This window comes from Rhizobium anhuiense, assembly GCF_003985145.1.
In the GTDB taxonomy this organism is placed as follows: domain Bacteria; phylum Pseudomonadota; class Alphaproteobacteria; order Rhizobiales; family Rhizobiaceae; genus Rhizobium; species Rhizobium anhuiense.
The window spans coordinates 205,961-222,176 of record NZ_ML133528.1; the positions used below are offsets into that span (position 1 = coordinate 205,961).

At 62.2% G+C, this 16,216-nt stretch carries 16 protein-coding genes; 3 read left to right on the top strand and 13 right to left on the bottom strand.

Annotated elements, in window-relative coordinates:
- Position 1: 1 nt before the first annotated feature.
- From truA to EEQ99_RS20975, 6 genes are all read right to left on the bottom strand, one after another.
- Entirely contained in the window at positions 2-808 is an 807-nt protein-coding gene (gene truA / locus EEQ99_RS20950) for a tRNA pseudouridine(38-40) synthase TruA (RefSeq protein ID WP_127431031.1), read from the bottom strand.
- Positions 808-1,743 (bottom strand): methionyl-tRNA formyltransferase, encoded by a 936-nt coding sequence (fmt, locus tag EEQ99_RS20955; RefSeq protein ID WP_127431032.1) that lies wholly within the window; start codon positions 1,741-1,743, stop codon positions 808-810. Before fmt ends, truA begins: the two co-directional genes overlap by 1 nt.
- Positions 1,744-1,763: 20 nt before the next feature.
- Complete coding sequence (locus EEQ99_RS20960; protein ID WP_025554650.1) at positions 1,764-2,186, bottom strand: type II toxin-antitoxin system VapC family toxin; 423 nt, start codon at positions 2,184-2,186, stop codon at positions 1,764-1,766.
- Complete coding sequence (locus tag EEQ99_RS20965) at positions 2,183-2,467, bottom strand: FitA-like ribbon-helix-helix domain-containing protein (RefSeq protein WP_127431033.1); 285 nt, start codon at positions 2,465-2,467, stop codon at positions 2,183-2,185. The genes EEQ99_RS20960 and EEQ99_RS20965 overlap by 4 nt, the downstream gene beginning before the upstream one ends.
- 65 nt (positions 2,468-2,532) lie before the next feature.
- A complete protein-coding gene (gene def / locus EEQ99_RS20970) occupies positions 2,533-3,048 on the bottom strand; it encodes a peptide deformylase (RefSeq protein ID WP_025554647.1) in 516 nt (171 codons plus the stop codon).
- A gap of 97 nt (positions 3,049-3,145) precedes the next feature.
- Positions 3,146-4,642: a globin-coupled sensor protein gene (locus EEQ99_RS20975; protein ID WP_127431034.1), complete on the bottom strand. Its 1,497-nt coding sequence runs from the start codon at positions 4,640-4,642 to the stop codon at positions 3,146-3,148.
- Between the two features lie 205 nt (positions 4,643-4,847).
- On the opposite strand from EEQ99_RS20975, the gene EEQ99_RS20980 reads away from it, so the two are divergent.
- From EEQ99_RS20980 to EEQ99_RS20990, 3 genes are all read left to right on the top strand, one after another.
- Entirely contained in the window at positions 4,848-6,074 is a 1,227-nt protein-coding gene (locus EEQ99_RS20980) for a DNA recombination protein RmuC (RefSeq protein ID WP_127431035.1), read from the top strand.
- A 115-nt stretch (positions 6,075-6,189) separates the two neighbouring features.
- Complete coding sequence (locus EEQ99_RS20985; RefSeq protein ID WP_025554389.1) at positions 6,190-7,089, top strand: ribokinase; 900 nt, start codon at positions 6,190-6,192, stop codon at positions 7,087-7,089.
- Positions 7,090-7,331: 242 nt separating this feature from the next.
- Positions 7,332-9,662: a methyl-accepting chemotaxis protein gene (locus EEQ99_RS20990; protein ID WP_127431036.1), complete on the top strand. Its 2,331-nt coding sequence runs from the start codon at positions 7,332-7,334 to the stop codon at positions 9,660-9,662.
- A gap of 79 nt (positions 9,663-9,741) precedes the next feature.
- Here the strand turns inward: EEQ99_RS20990 and ptsN are convergent, their stop codons facing one another.
- The 7 genes from ptsN to lptC form a co-directional block, all read right to left on the bottom strand.
- Entirely contained in the window at positions 9,742-10,206 is a 465-nt protein-coding gene (gene ptsN, locus EEQ99_RS20995; protein WP_003570770.1) for a PTS IIA-like nitrogen regulatory protein PtsN, read from the bottom strand.
- 73 nt (positions 10,207-10,279) lie between these two features.
- Positions 10,280-10,855: a ribosome hibernation-promoting factor, HPF/YfiA family gene (gene hpf, locus EEQ99_RS21000; protein WP_025554397.1), complete on the bottom strand. Its 576-nt coding sequence runs from the start codon at positions 10,853-10,855 to the stop codon at positions 10,280-10,282.
- Between the two features lie 291 nt (positions 10,856-11,146).
- Positions 11,147-12,070, bottom strand: a complete 924-nt coding sequence (locus EEQ99_RS21005; RefSeq protein WP_127431037.1) for a DMT family transporter — start codon at positions 12,068-12,070, stop codon at positions 11,147-11,149.
- A gap of 78 nt (positions 12,071-12,148) precedes the next feature.
- A complete protein-coding gene (gene rpoN, locus EEQ99_RS21010) occupies positions 12,149-13,708 on the bottom strand; it encodes an RNA polymerase factor sigma-54 (protein ID WP_047617170.1) in 1,560 nt (519 codons plus the stop codon).
- 315 nt (positions 13,709-14,023) lie between these two features.
- A complete protein-coding gene (lptB, locus tag EEQ99_RS21015) occupies positions 14,024-14,800 on the bottom strand; it encodes an LPS export ABC transporter ATP-binding protein (protein WP_003556077.1) in 777 nt (258 codons plus the stop codon).
- Positions 14,801-14,840: 40 nt separating this feature from the next.
- Positions 14,841-15,476, bottom strand: coding sequence for an LptA/OstA family protein (locus EEQ99_RS21020; RefSeq protein WP_047617172.1), 636 nt, complete (start codon positions 15,474-15,476; stop codon positions 14,841-14,843).
- A gap of 14 nt (positions 15,477-15,490) precedes the next feature.
- Positions 15,491-16,156, bottom strand: a complete 666-nt coding sequence (lptC, locus tag EEQ99_RS21025) for an LPS export ABC transporter periplasmic protein LptC (RefSeq protein ID WP_025554407.1) — start codon at positions 16,154-16,156, stop codon at positions 15,491-15,493.
- Positions 16,157-16,216 lie beyond the last annotated feature (60 nt).

The window sequence follows — 16,216 nt, forward strand, 5'->3', positions numbered from 1 at the left end:
CCTACGAAAGATCGGCATCATCATCGGTATCGCTGAGCGGCCGGCGGCGGTCGATGATGACGTCGGGATAATCCACCTGCATGAAATAGAGCCCGTCGGGCGGCGCCACCGGGCCGCAGGCCTTGCGATCCCGCGCCTGAAGCGCCGCCTCGACATCGTCGGGCGTCCATTTGCCTTCGCCGGCGAGCTTCAGCGTGCCGGCGAAGGAACGGATCTGGTTGTGGAGGAAACTCTGCGCCGTGGCGCGGATCTCGATCAATTCGCCATTGCGGGTCACATCCAGCCGGTCGAGCGTGCGCACCGGGCTGTTTGCCTGGCAATGGGCGGCGCGGAAAGTGGAGAAATCGTGCCGGCCGACCAGCCTCTGAGCGGCGGCGTGCATGACCTCGTGGTCGAGCCCTTTCGGCACCCACCAGGCCTTGCCGGCGTCGAGCGCCAGCGGCGCCCGGCGGCTGACGATGCGGTAGAGATAATGGCGCCGCAGCGCCGAGAACCGAGCATCGAAGAATTCGGGAACCGCCTCGACGTCGAGAATGGAGACGCGCTCGCCGGCCAGCCGCAGATGCGCGTTCAAGGCATTCTGCAGCTTGTAGGGCGACCAGTCCTTCGAAAGATCGGCATGGATGACCTGGCCCATCGCATGGACGCCGGAATCGGTGCGGCCGGCGCCGCGCACCGACACCGACTCGCCGGTCAGCGACAGCACCGCCGCTTCGATAGCGCCCTGCACCGAGGGACCATTTTCCTGGCGTTGCCAGCCGACATAGGGGCCGCCGTCATATTCGACGGTCATGCGGAAACGCGGCATCAGCTAAGCCTCGTGCCGGCCGCAAGCGGCGTGCCTCTCAAGAAATCGTCCGCGGCCAGCGGCTTGCCGCCGGCCTTCTGCAGCCTGGTCAGCCGCACCGCGCCCGAACCGCAGGCGACCACGAGATCGTCCGTCAGCAATTCGCCTGATGCGCCTTGCCCTTCGGCCAGCTCGGAGGCCAGCACCTTCACCCGCTCCGGCTTGCCGCCAATCGCAAGCTCGAACCAGACGCCCGGAAACGGCGCCAGGCCGCGGATGTGATTGTGCACGTCCCTGGCGTTTCTGGCGAAATCGATGCGGGTCTCGGCCTTGTCGATCTTGGCGGCATAGAGCACGCCCTCTTCCGGCTGCGGCGTCAGCGGCAGATCGTTCATCTCCAACTTCACCATGGCTTCCGCCATCGCCTTGGCGCCTACGAGCATCAGCCGGTCGTGCAACTCACCAGCCGTCATGTTCGGGCCGATCTCGACTTCGCGGGTCAGCGCCACGGCGCCGGTATCGAGACCCTTGTCCATCTTCATCACCATCATGCCGGTCTTTGCATCGCCCGCCATGATCGCCCGCTGGATGGGTGCGGCACCCCGCCAGCGCGGCAGCAGCGAGGCATGGCCGTTGTAGCAGCCATCCCTCGTGCCGTTCAAAATCGCTTCCGGCAGCAACAATCCGTAGGCAACGACGACGCCAACATCGGCATTGAGGGCGCGAAACCTCTCGCGCTCCTCGGGGTCCTTGAAATTCACCGGGGTGAAAACCGGCAGACCGAGCAATTCGGCTGCCTGATGCACCGGCGATTTCTGCAGATCGAGTCCGCGCCGCCCGCCCGGCCGCGGCGGCTGGGTATAGACCGCAACGATCCGGTGGCCGGCATCGACGAGCAGGCGCAAGGTCGGAACCGAGAACTCGGGGGTTCCCATGAAGATGATGCGAAGAGACATTCTATCTCGCCAATTGAGGATCAGCCGTCTTCAAACGGGTTTACGAGCTTGAGATCAAGCCCCTCGAAATCTTTGACATTGCGGGTGGCGAGCGTCGCGCCGTTGGCAAGGCAGATAGCGGCGATCATGGCGTCCTGGACCGAAATCGGCCGCCCGATGCTTTCGCGTTTCGCCCGCAAGCGACCAGTCACTATAGCCGTTTCCAAATCCCAGCCAACGATGCGGTCACGAAATTGGCCTTTCACCAAATTCTCGATAGCCCGGAAGAAGCGGTCCGATCCGGTCTTCAAGAAAACCCTTTCGGCTCCATAAATCTGCTCCATCAAGCCGACCGTGCAAAACCAGATTCGCGAGCTATCCTGCCGCAATATCCAAGCCTTCACCTTTTCACTTGGATATGGCCTGGCGAACTCGGAAACCACATTGGTATCGAGAACGATCATTCGAAATCCTCGAACGGCCGGCCGAAATCCTTTTTCCGCGCGGCCTCGATTTCGTCCATGATTGCAGCAAATTCATCGTCCGCTGCGTTTTCGCTGACAAAAGCGGCGCGTATTGCTTCATAGGCCGACAAAGTCTCGGGCTTTGCTTCGTTTTTCCTTTTCAGCGCTTCCCGCAAAAGTTCCTTGGCCTCGTCAGAAAGGCTGTTTCCGCTCCGCTGCGCCGATTCCGCAATGTCTCGCTTCATCGCATCGGAAATATTTCTGATCAGAAAATCACCCATGCGGCGCCTCCATCATGATATCACTGATATCATAGTGCTTTGCCGATAAGTTTTCAACGTGCTGCTCAGAGCGCCTTGGACTTCGCCGCCTTGGTGAACTTCTTGATGACCATCTCCCGCTTCAGCCGCGAGATGTGATCGATGAAGAGCACGCCGTTCAGGTGGTCGATCTCGTGCTGCAGGCAGGTGGCGAGCAGGCCATCGGCTTCGACCGTCTGTTCCTTGCCGTTGCGGTCGAGATATTTGACCGAGACAACGGCCGGGCGCTCGACCTCGGCATAATAATCCGGAATCGACAGGCAGCCTTCCTCATAGACGGAGCGCTCGTCGGACGATGTGACGATCTCCGGATTGATGAAGACCTGCGGCTGCTTTTCCTCGCCCTCGCGCGAGACGTCGATGACGAGCATGCGGCGCGGCACGCCGATCTGGACTGCGGCAAGGCCGATGCCCGGTGCGTCATACATGGTTTCCAGCATGTCGTCGGCGAGACGCTGCAGGTCGGCATCCACCCGCTCGATCGGCTTGGACAGCTGGCGGAGAATAGGATCGGGAAGAATGATGAGTGGCTTGATGGTCATGGCGTTCCCATAACCCATCTTTTCCGACTATGGAATTATCCGGCAGGCGGGGAATACGCTTTTTTCCATCCCCGCCTGGAATTTTGCCATATTCTCCTCAGGCCGCCCGGCGGGCAGCGAGGGCGGAATGCCCCTCCGGCCGGGCGCGGAAGCGCCGCAGCAGCTCGATCAGCTTCTCCACCTCGTCCTTGAGGCGGCGGGTTTCGGCTGAGGAGTGCTCGACCATGTCCGAATTCTGCTGGGTGATCGCCCCCATGTTGCGGACCGCCACGCTGACCTCGTTGACGCCGGTCGCCTGATCGCGGGCGGCGGCGGCGATATCGGCGACGAAACGGTTGATGATGTCGATACGACTGATCATGTCGTTCAGCGCCTCGCCGGTGCTGGAGACGATGCCGACGCCCTGATTGACCTGGGTCGAGCTCTGCGAGATCAGGTTCTTGACCTCCTTGGCCGCATCCGCCGTGCGCTGGGCGAGCTGGCGGACCTCCTGGGCGACGACGGCAAAACCCTTGCCGGCATCACCGGCACGGGCTGCCTCGACACCGGCGTTCAGCGCCAGGAGGTTGGTCTGGAAGGCGATCTCGTCGATGACGCCGATGATCTTGGAGATCCCGGTCGAGGATTTCTCGATGCCGGCCATCGCCGAAACGGCGCTGGTGACGAGCTCACCGGAATTCTTCGCCTTCTCTTGCGTCTCGCGTACGGCGGCCGAAGCCTTCTCGGCATTGGCGGCCGTCTGGCCGACGCTGACGGAAAGCTGCTGCAGCGCCGCCGAGCTCTCCTCGACACCGGCCGCCTGCTGGGCGGTGCGCAGCGCCAGATCGTTGGTCGCATTGGCAATGACGTCGGCGCCGCTCATGATATGGCCCGAGGTCTCGCGCACGGAGGCGAAGGACTGGCTTAGCGCCCTGACGGCGCGGTTGTAATCCTCGGCCATCTGCCTGAAATTGCCCGGCAGGTCGGACGGCAGGGTGGCTTCGAGATCGCCGCGCGACAGCGCTTCCAAGCCGCGGCGCAGCTGTTCCAGCGCGACTGCCTGGTCGGATTCGGCCCGGGTGCGCTCCTCTTCCAGGGCCCGGCGCTTGGCTTCGAGCGTCTCGAGATAGACCGAGATGGAATAATCCATGTCGAGCATGCCGGCCTTGATGACGGCCGACAGCTTCTCGGCCAGCTGCTTGCCTTGCCGGCGCGCGAAGACCGACGGCCACTGTTTCTCCATGATGCCCTTGACGAGTTCGGACATGACGATGGCGTAACCGCCGATATACCAGCGCGGCTCCAGCCCGATGCGGGCATGCGTCCGCCCGACCGCCGTGACCCCGTCGACATAGCTCTCGTCGAATGCACCGCCGGCAAGATTGGCCCAATGATCCTGCTGGCGCTTCTTGGCATGGCCGACGTGGTTCTTATCGGCGAAAAAGCCTGCGACCGCAGGGGTCCTGGCGATCTTGGCGTAGAATTTATCGAGGGCGCCGCCGATCAGTTCCGATATGACGGGGCGCAGATCCCGCATCGACCTGCGCGCCGCCTCATCCAGTTCGATGAAATCGAGGCGCTGCCTGAGGGCACTGTCGGTCTGCTGGGATGTCATGGAGGGTCTCTGTACTTGGCGCAAGGCGCGGGAAGGAATTTCTGCGCCACAGGTTTTGGCGAATATGGTTGAGCAATCGTTAAATCGGCCGGCGATTTCTTCTTCATCAGCTGGGAAGAGCAGCAGCCTGTGAAGATCGTAAGGGCCGGCAATTCTGTTCACGTTTTGATCTATATATTGCCGTGTCTTCTGTTATGCTCGCGGTATGACCGTCCATTCCGAATCGCTCGCCCTTTCCCTTGCCTCGATCAGTCCGGCCATGCTGGCGCTTGGCGGCGGGGTTCTCGCCGCCCTCGTCCTGCTGGTGATCGTGCTTCTGCTGCGCGGCGCCAGCCTTCGCCGCGAACAGGCCGAGGAGGCGAGCTTCCGCGCCGGGGAAACCGAAGCGCGCATGGCCGAGCTTTTGAAGATCCAGGCGGAGATGCAGGGCCGCATCGCGGCGATGACCGAGGTCTTCGGCGCGCGGCAGAGCGAACTCAACCAGACGATCAGCCAACGCCTCGACGGCATGTCGCAGCGCGTCAGCTCGACGATCACCGAACAGACGAAATCGACGCATGAGAACCTGCGGCGGCTGCAGGAGCGGCTGGCGGTCATCGATGCGGCGCAGAACAATATCCAGAGCCTCGCCAAGGATGTCGTCGGGCTGCAGGCCATTCTGTCCAACAAGCAGACGCGCGGCGCCTTCGGGCAGTCGAGGATGGAAACGATCGTCGCCGACGGCCTGCCGATGGGCGCCTACACCTTCCAGCAGACGCTCTCCAACGGCTCACGGCCGGACTGCACGATCCGCATGCCGAACGACGCGCCGCCGCTTGTCATCGACGCGAAATTTCCGCTCGAAGCCTGGAACGCGATCCGCGACGCCGGCAGCCCCGAGGCCGGCAAGATCGCCGGCCAGCAGTTCCGCCGCGACATGGAGATCCATATCCGGGACATTTCCGAGAAATATCTGATCCAGGGCGAAACCCAGGATACGGCCTTTCTCTTCGTGCCCTCGGAATCGATCTTCGCCGAGATCCACGAGCACTTCGAGGCCGTGGTGCAGAAGGCGCACCGGGCGCGCATCGTCATTGTCTCGCCGTCGCTGCTGATGCTGTCGATCCAGGTCATCCAGGCCGTGCTCAAGGACCAGCGCATGCGGGCGCAGGCGCATCTGATCCAGGGCGAGGTGGCGATACTGATGGACGATCTCGGCCGGCTCGACGAGCGGGTGCGCAAGCTGCAGGGCCATTTCGCCATGGCGCAGAAGGATATCGACATGGTGGTCACGTCAGCCGACAAGCTCACCAAGCGCGGCGCCAGGATCGAAGCGCTGGAATTCGAGGCGGGCGGCGGCGAGGCAAAGCCTGCCCGCGACAGCGAAGCCGCGGCCAAATCGGTGGAAAGCCGCACCGGTCTTCTGAAGCTCCGGGTGGTTGACGAGGAGTGACCGCTTCGGGCAGTGTCTCGCCCGCATGAAACAGCGGGAGCATGACGCCGTCCGAAAACCGCGCCTAGTTTTCGCCATGACGTCGCTTGCAGGCTCCAAAAGACGGGACACCCTGATGATCACAGTTTTCGGGTCCATCAACATGGATCTCATCGCCACGACCGAGCGCCTGCCGAAGCCCGGCGAGACGGTGGCCGGCAACGGCTTTGCCACGGCCGCCGGCGGCAAGGGCGCCAACCAGGCGCTGGCAGCGCGCCGCGCCGGCCGCTATGTGCATATGGCCGGCGCCGTCGGCAAGGATGGCTTCGCCGCGGATGCGCTGGCCCTGCTCGATGATGCCGGCACCGACCTTTCTCTCGTCAAGCATGTCGACGGCCCCACGGGCACGGCGCTGATCCTTGTCGGCGGCGACGGCGAAAACATGATTGCCGTCGTTCCCGGCGCCAACGGCCTGGTCACGCCTGCCGATGCCGAGAAAGCGGTCGGCCGCATGAACGAAGGCGATCTCCTGATGCTGCAGCTCGAAGTGCCGGCGGCCGCCGTCGAACGCGCGCTGTCGGCAGCCCGCGCCAAGGGCGTCACCAGCATCCTCAACCTTGCGCCGCTCATCCCCGATGCGGCCCAACTCGGCCGGCTCGCCGATATCGTCATTGCCAACGAGACCGAGTTCGAGCGGCTGGCCGGCCAGGAGGGCATGGACGCTGAAGCGCGCGAGGCCGCCCTTACCCGCCTGCATGCGGAGACGGGCCAGACGCTGATCGTGACGCTCGGCGGCGATGGCGTCATCGCCATTCGCGACGGGGCAATTTCACGGGCACAGGGCCTCAAGATCGAACCCGTCGATACGGTCGGCGCGGGAGATACCTTCTGCGGCTATTTCACTGCCAGCCTCGACGACGGCCTCGATTTTGCCTCGGCGCTGCGCCGTGCGGCCGTCGCCGGTTCGCTCGCGTGCCTGAAGGCCGGCGCGCAACCTTCGATCCCCTGGAGCGAGGAAGTCGCAGACAGAATATAGGAAGCGTCCCTTTGCGAAGCCGCCGGCAAAACCCCCGGTAATTCAGGGTGTTCCGGCGGTTTTCCTTGCCTTGATCAAGCAAGTTTCATTCAAATTTAAGAGATCTCCGGCGATGTTGCCCGCGGTCGCAGGTTCCTCGCGCTTTCAGGAATCGGCAACCACGCGGCGGCTCCATGACGGGGCGATGCCTTCGCTCCTGCGCCGGAGAATGCCCGTTCGGCGCATCCTTGTCCGAGGACCTCATGTTCGTTTTTCGAATGAAATCGCTTGCGGCGAAACTCATCGTCATCACCGGCATCGCCATCGCGCTTGTTCTCATCGTTTCGAATTTTTTCCTCATCGGTCAGACCCGGGATCGGGTCCAGATCCTGACGATGGATCAGGCCAACCTCGAGGCAAAATCGATCGCCAATGAAATCGCCGCCAATGTCGGCGAACTCGCCAGCGCCGCGCGCACCATGTCGGGCGTCGTCGGCCGCGGCCATGAAGGCAAGTCGCTCGATCGCAAGGGCATGATCAACGTGCTGAAGGCCAATCTCGAACAGAACGCCTTCGCCTTCGGCAGCTGGTTCTGCGAGCAGCTCGGCGCGCTGGATGGCAAGACCACCGAGATCGCCAACAATAATGACGAAGGCACGAACAAGAACGGCGCCTTCACGCCCTACTGGTCGAAGACCAAGGATGGCGACATCCAGTATTCGACCTTCGACAATGACTATACCGCCGAATGGTGGAAGCTCGCCGCCGACAGCGGCAAGGGCGCGATCACGACGCCCTATATGGCCGAAGGAACGGATGTTCCGACGCTGCTGACCTCGATCGCCTATCCGGTCATGTCGGGTGGCAAGATGATCGGCGTCGCCGGCGTCGACATTTCGCTGAAGTCGCTCACCGACAAGCTGCAGGCGCTGCATCCTTTCGGCTCGGGCCGCGTCACGCTGCTGTCGCAGGCCGGCAACTGGATCGTCGCGCCGATCCCCGACCTGATGACCAAGGAATATAGCGGCGAAGGCGCCGACATCGCGGCGCTGTCGAGCAAGCAGCCCGGCCTCGTCAGCAACCTCACCTATGACGGCCTCGCTCCCTTCGACCGCGTCGTCTATCCCTTCGCGGTTCCCGGCGTCAACGCCACCTGGGTCGTGCTCGTCGACGTCCCGCACACGGCGATCAACGCCCCGGTGCAGGACCAGACCTACATGATGATCGTCAATGGCCTGATCGTGCTCGGCGCGGTCATGCTGGCGCTCTATTTCGCCGTCCGCTCTTTCGTGCAGCGGCCGCTCGGCGGTCTCGTCGCCAGCGTCAAGGCGCTCAGCGACGGCCAATATGCCGAACCGGTCGCCGCCCAGGAGCGCAGCGACGAAATCGGCTCGGTCGCCAAGGCGCTCGAAGGTTTCCGCTTCAAGCTCGCCGACAGCCGGCGCCTTGAGGACGAGGCGGCCCGAGAGCGTCAGGCTGCGGAAGCCGAGCGCGGCCGCTCGGAATCGGAACGCCAGGAATCGTTATCGCTGCAGCGCCATATCGTTTCGATCGTCGGCGCCGGCCTTTCCGAGCTGTCGCAGGGCAATCTCGCTCACCGCATCACCGACGACTTCCCCGGCGAATACGGCAAGCTGAAACAGGATTTCAACGCCGCCCTGGCGAGCCTGGAAGAGACCATCAACACGATGAACCTCAGCGTCGCCAATATCGGCTCCGGCACCGGTGAGATCAGCAGCAGCGCTTCCGACCTCGCCAAGCGCACCGAACAGCAGGCGGCAAGCCTGGAAGAGACGGCGGCCGCGCTCAACGAGCTCACCGCGCAGGTCGATTCCAGCGCCGAGAATGCGCGCACGGCTGCCGACAACGTCAACCTCGCCTGCCAGGATGCGGAAAAATCCGGCGAAGTGGTGCAGAAGGCGATTGCCTCGATGCAAGGGATCGAACAGTCTTCGACGGAGGTTTCGCGGATCATCGGCGTCATCGACGAGATCGCCTTCCAGACCAACCTCCTGGCACTCAACGCCGGCGTCGAGGCCGCGCGTGCCGGAGAGGCCGGCAAGGGTTTTGCCGTCGTCGCCCAGGAGGTGCGCGAACTCGCGCAACGGTCGGCCAATGCCGCCAAGGAAATCAAGACGCTGATCAACACCTCGGCTGTCCAGGTCAAGGAAGGCGTCGATCTCGTCGGGCGCGCCGGCGGCACGCTGCACAAGATCGCCGAACAGGTGATGGGCATCAACGACCTCATCCGGCAAATCTCGGCATCGGCCAGCGAACAGGCTGTCGGCCTGAAGGAAATCAACCAGGCCATGAACCAGATGGACCAGGTGACGCAGCAGAATGCGGCCATGGTGGAGGAAGCGACCGCCGCCAGCATGGTCCTCAATGACGAAGCGCAGACGCTGAAGACGCTCGCCACCCGCTTCAGCGTCTCGGGGGGTAACTCCGCCGCACTCGCCTCCGTCGCGCAAAGGATGCGTGCCCCTGTTGCCGCGGCCTCTTCGCATCGGGTGGCCGCGCCTGCGGTTCGCCACGCAGCCGCCCCGTCGCGCGGTTCGGCGGCCGTCGCCCAGGACAGCTGGGAAGAATTCTGATCGTTTCAGCCGCTCATCCTGAAAAAGGCGCCTGGGGAACCCGGCGCCTTTTCACATGTCAGCGTTCATCGATACGGCGTTAAGCGGCGTTCGACGTCTGCTCTTCGTTGAGGAAGGCATAGATCGCCGAGGCGGAATCGGTTGCGCGGAGCTTGGCGACCAGATCGTGATCGCGCAGGACGCGGGCGATACGCGACAGAGCCTTGAGATGGTCGGCGCCCGCGCCCTCCGGCGCCAGCAGCAGGAATACGAGATCGACAGGCTGGTCATCCAGCGCCTCGAAATCGACCGGCTGCTCCAGCCGGGCGAAGATGCCGACGATCGAATGGATGTTGACCAGCTTGCCGTGGGGAATGGCGATACCGTTGCCGACGCCGGTGGAGCCCAGGCGTTCGCGCTGCAGGATGACGTCGAAGATCTCCCGCTCGGAAAGCCCGGTGATCCTGGCGGCTCTTGCAGCCAATTCCTGAAGCAACTGTTTCTTGGAATTTACTCTGAGGGCGGGAATGATCGCATCCTGATGGAGCAAATCTGCCAATGCCATTTCTTTTTCCTTCTGTCGCCGGGATCAGATGATGCAAGGAGCGGCGGCAACACCGCCGCTCATCACCCTGATCTCAGCCTTTGATATTGGCTGAATCGATCCAGCCAATATTTCCGTCGTGCCGACGGTAAACGATGTTCAGATGTTCCTTGCCGGGGCTGCGGAACAGGAGAAGCGGCTCATCGGTCATGTCGAGCGCCATTACGGCGGTGGCGACCGACATGGTCTTCAGCTGCTTCGTGCTTTCGGCGACGATCGCCGGAGCGAAATCGTCGGCAATTTCATCTTCGTGATCAGGAACAGAATCCATGACCGTGTAGGCGACTTCTGCAAAACCATTCAGGTGGTTTCCGGCGTGATGGTCCTTCAGTTTGCGCTTGTAGCGGCGCAGGCGCTTTTCGATGCGCTCCGAAGCGGCGTCGAAAGCAAGCTGCGGATCGGTCGCCTCGCCGGCTGCATGCAGCACCACCCCGCTGTCGAGATGAAGCTTGCAGTCTGCGGAGAAACGAGAACTCGCTTTTTCCACGGTCACTTGGCCGGAATACCCCCCGTCGAAGTATTTCGTGATGGCCATACCAATTTGGTCCTCGATCTTTTGACGGAAGGATTCACCAATTTCCATATGTTTCCCGGATACACGCACACTCATGGAGTTTCCCTTCTTATGGTCGTTTGCGGGTATCAGTTTACGCCAAGCCTCAGGTTCATCCAAGCACTTCGCGCAATCTCAAGCAAGATCGGCTTAGGCCTGCGGGTCCTTGGTGCCTTGGGGATGATGGGGATAACTCCAGACGCCGTTCACGGCATCGATTGCGGCGCGCTTCTAGCCAGAGGTTACCAAAAAGTCAATAGCGTGGAAATTCCCGATAAGTGATGCTCGATAAACGTGCATGGAAGGCGCGGTGAGGCAGGTCCATCGCGAATCGCCATCTGATCGGCTTTAAGCACTTCGCGCTTTCGTTGTGCCCGCCTTTGCGGGGACCGTCATGGCGGCCACACCGGACATGACGCAGACGAGGCCGATCCAGGCCGTCGGGCTGAGGCTTTCGCCGAGGAAGACCAGGCCGATCGCAACACCGATCGGCACTCTGAGATAGGCTTGCGAGGTGGTCCCGACCGAACCCAGCGTCTGGACGAGGCGGAAATAGATCACAAAAGCCAGCGCCGTCGAAAAGGCGGAGAGGCCAAGCAGCGCCAGCATCGATGCCGCCGACGGATCGAGTTCCCACGGCCGGTCGACGACGAGGCTGACGGGCAAGAGGATGACCGCGCCTGAGATCAACGAGCCGGCGGCCGGCACGGCGGGATCGAGCCCCTTGAAGTTTCTGCCGAATATCGCGGCACCTGCATAACAAATGGTCGCCAGGATGATGGCAAGCTGCGCCATCAGGTTTTCGCCGAGACCGCCGAGCGCTTCGATGCCGATGACCAGGCAGATGCCGGCGAGCCCGGCCATGACCCCGCAAAGTTTTCGCGACGTCACCTGCTCATGGCGGGTAATCAGCACGGTCAACAGGAAGGTGAAGATCGGCGTTGCCGAATTCAGGATCACCGCCAATCCGGCATCGACGGATTGTTCCGCCCAGGCGATCAGCGTGAAGGGGACGACGCTGTTCAGGCAGGCCTGAAGCAGGAACCGGCGCCATGTCGCGTGATCGCGCGGCAGGCGGACACGCCGGTAGCGGAGGACGGCCAGCAGAAGACCGCCGGCAATCAGCGTGCGTGCGGCGATCAACGTCACGGGCGGAATCGTCTCGACGCCGATCTTGATGAAGGTATAGGAGGAACCCCAGAGGGTCGCCAGCACCAGCAGCAGGACAAGCTCTCTGGCAAAGCTGGAATTTTGCGGCTGCATGGTCGGCATTCGATGTTGGTTCAAGACATCAGCGTAATAGTGGGGATTTGGAGATGGATGCTTCGATCAAGCTCGAAGTATGCCGCCTCAGAAGCCAGCGACCTTGGCGAGCGCCCGCTTCTCGCGGCGACGCTGGACCGAGGAGGCGATGTTCATCGCTTCCCGGTATTTGGCAACCGTGCGGCGGGCGAGATCGACGCCGCCCTTCTTCAGCATGTCGACGATATCGTCGTCGGAAAGCACCGCGTCCGGGCTCTCCTGCATGATCAGCGCGCGGATCTTGTGGCGGACGGCCTCGGCCGAATGGCTGTCGCCGCCCTCGACGGCGCTGATCGAGACGGTGAAGAAATATTTGAGTTCGAAGAGGCCGCGCGGCGTCAGCATATATTTGTTCGATGTGACGCGGCTGACGGTGGATTCATGCATCTTGATCGCCTCGGCGACCGTCTTCAGGTTCAGCGGCCGCAGGTGGTCGACGCCGTGCAGCAGGAAGGCGTCCTGCTGGCGAACGATTTCGCTTGCCACCTTCATGATGGTTTTTGCCCGCTGGTCGAGGCTGCGCGTCAGCCAATTGGCGCTCTGCAGGCAATCGGCGAGAAAGGCGTGATCCTCGCCGTTCTTTGTCACGCGGGAAAAATAGGACTGGTTGACCAGAACGCGCGGCAGCGTATCCGGATTGAGCTCGACCAGCCAGCCGCCCTCCGAGGAGGACCTGACGACCACATCCGGCATGATCGCTTCGGAAACACCCGCCTCGAAACCGCTGCCGGGCTTGGGATTGAGCTGGCGGATCTCGCCGAGCATGTCGAGAAGATCTTCCTCGTCGACGCCGCATATCCGCTTCAGCGTGGCGAAATCGCGCCGCGCCAGAAGTTCGAGGTTTTCGACCAGCGCCTGCATGGCGGGATCGTACCGGTCCTTCTGTCTGAGCTGGATCGCCAGGCATTCGGCAAGGCTGCGGGCGAAAACACCCGGCGGATCGAGCGTCTGCAGGGCGGCAAGCACGCGCTCGGCCTGCGTGACGCTGGTGCCGAGCCTCTCGCCCGCCTCGACGATATCGGCGTGCAGGTAACCGGCGTCGTCGAGCTGGTCGACGAAATTCTGCGCGATCAGCCGGTCGGCCATGTCAGGCAGGACAAAGGGGATCTGCTGGCCGAGATGATCGCGCAGCGACACCTGGCCGGCGACGAAATCGTCGAGATCGTAATCGGCGCCCTCGCCGCTGCCCGGCATCGATTTCCACTGGCTGACGAGCTCCGGCGCATCGAGGCGCTGCGGGGCACCGTCATCGGGAAAGACATTGGTGTAGTTGGCGTCGAGTTCGTCGTTCAGCCGGCTGGTGCTGGCGCTGCCGCCATTGTCGTACCAGTCGCTGGAGAGCGCGTCGGTGCGGTTGTCGTAGCCGTCGTCGGAACCGGCATCCTCCGGCTGATGAGCATACTGCTCGTCTTCGCTTTCGCCGCGTTCGCCGCCCGCCTCGCCGTCATTCGACGGGAATTCGAGCAGCGGATTCTTCTCCACTTCCTGGGCAATGAACTGGTTGAGTTCAAAATGCGTCATCTGCAGCAACTGGATGGATTGCATCAGTTGCGGTGTCATCACCAGGGACTGGGTCTGGCGCAGGAAAAGATTGGCGGACAGTGCCATGACGGACGCGAAACTCCCCTCAATTCCTCCGGGAAACCGCGTCTGATCAAGGCCTCAGGCCACGGAAATCCAAGTTGGCCCAAAAATTGCTTTTTTATTCTATTTGGTCAAGCGGAACTATGCCAACAAGGTGAATTTCTGCGGCTGGAGACTTTCCTGGTCAGATTGAAGCAATCTGTTGGCTCAAACCGAGTCGCATGGGCGAGCGGCCGGGGCGTGTGAGCCGTTTTCGAACGACATCATACTCTCATTCCTGGATTTCGATCCAGATCCAGATTTCAGGCCGATCCGGGCCAAAATCATCCGGATCTGGCGTCAGAGGCTGAAATTGTCGCCGAGGTAAAGCCGCCGCACTTCCGGATTGTTGACGATGTCGTTGGCCCGGCCATGGGTCAGCACCTCACCGGCATGGATGATATAGGCCCGGTCGATGAGTCCCAGCGTCTCGCGCACATTGTGGTCGGTGATGAGAACGCCGATGCCGCGCGCCGTCAGGTGGTGAACGAGGTTCTGGATGTCGGCGACAGAGATCGGGTCGACGCCGGCGAAAGGTTCGTCGAGCAGCATGAAGGTCGGATCGGTCGCAAGCGCACGCGCGATTTCAAGGCGGCGGCGCTCACCGCCCGACAGGGCGACGGCGGCACTCTTGCGCAGCTTCTGGATATGGAATTCCTCCAGAAGCTCGTTCAACTTCTGCTCGCGCTCGGCCTTGTCCTTCACATGCACTTCGAGGACGGCGCGGATATTCTCCTCCACCGTCAGGCCGCGGAAGATCGAGGCTTCCTGCGGCAAGTAACCGACGCCGAGGCGCGAGCGGCGATACATCGGCATGGTCGTGACATCGTTGCCGTCGATCTCGATCGTGCCTTCATCCACCGGCACTAGGCCGGTGATCATGTAAAAACAGGTGGTCTTGCCGGCGCCGTTCGGGCCGAGCAGGCCGACGGCCTCGCCGCGGCGCACCACCAGCGAGACGCCGTTGACGACGCGTCGCGTCGCATAGGTCTTCGTCAGACCGCGCGCGATCAGCGTTCCTTGATAGCGGCTCTTGTCGGCGGCACCCGCAGCTTGTGGCCCGGGCTTGCCGAACATGGTGGATAGCGATGATAATTTCACGTGGGAGGCCGGCTTCTCAGTTCTGCTTCTGCTGCGTACTCGGCTGCGACTTCGGATCGAGCTGAATCTGGACACGCCCGCCGCAGCTTTCAAGCTCCGCCTGGCCGGTTTGCATGTGAACCGTGAGTTTGCAGCCGGTAAAGACGTTCGGCCCGTCCGACAGAATGACCTTATTCCCCTCATCCGCGGTGAGGATGAAGGTCTGCGAGGCCATGTCGAAATTGCCGTCATCGGCAGTCGCCGTCTGCGTGCCCGAGGTCAGGAGGACCTTGTCGGTCACCAGGATCTTGTCGATATCAGCACTTCCCGATGCAAGCGAGCCCGACTGCTGCGGCTGGGCCGCAGGTTGCGCCCCGTCAGCGGCCGGCTTTGCCGCCTTGTCCTTGTAATAGACGGTCATCTTGCCGGACTGCATCGTCGTCGTGCCCTGGACGACCTTGACCTTGCCGGTGAAGAGCGCGGTGTGCTCCTGGTCGTGGATCTCCAGCTTGTCGCTTTCGATCTGGATCGGCTGGTCGTTGGAAAGCTTCATGCCCGACATCGTGGCCGCCTGCTGCGCGGGCGCGCCCGAAGCCGTCAGGATAAGGGCAAATGCGCCGGCAATGAATGCCATGCCAGTCTTGCAAGTGGATATGCGACAATCTTTTGTCATGGTGACCCGGCTGGTTAAGTGCCCTGTTTATGGATGGTGGATGGATCGACATTCATGCGAACATTCCCCTCGAATGTGATCACCCGCCCCTTATCGGTTATCTCCATCGTCCGCGCAACAATGGAGGCATTGTCCTTGGTGATGGTGACGGGATCGTCGCTCCGCATGTTTCCGCCCTTGATGTCGAGCCGGGCGGACTGGAACTGCGCATTGAGGCCACTGCTCAGCACGAGGGTGAAGGGGGCCGTCATATGCAGATTGTCGGTGGCGCGATTGTAATCGGCGGTCGAGGCGACGACGCGCGCGATCAGCCCGTCATTCATCGGCACGGCGGCCTTGATGGTCTCGAGCGTGATTAGATCGGGATTGCGGATATCCTGCAGCGCCCTTTCGGCCAACATCGAATAGTTGATGCCGTCTGAATTGCGTCCTGATATCGCCGGCTTCTCCATCACGACCTTGCCGTTTTCGATCTTGGCGCCTTCCATCTTGATGTTCTCGGGCAGATAGATGCTGATCAACGCCACCGCGGTGAGGCCTGCGGCGACGATGAGGGCGGCCACCGGCAGCAATATCTTCAGCCGGCGCACGCGGGCAGAATGGAACAACGCGTCGCCATAGGCGCTTCTGCCGGACCCTGTAAAGGCGGCATTTCCGTTGTTCTTCAGGGTGTCGAGCATAGGCCTCGTCCATGTGCGGTGATCGCCGCGCCTCTCTAACAAAGCCGGCCGCCAATCACA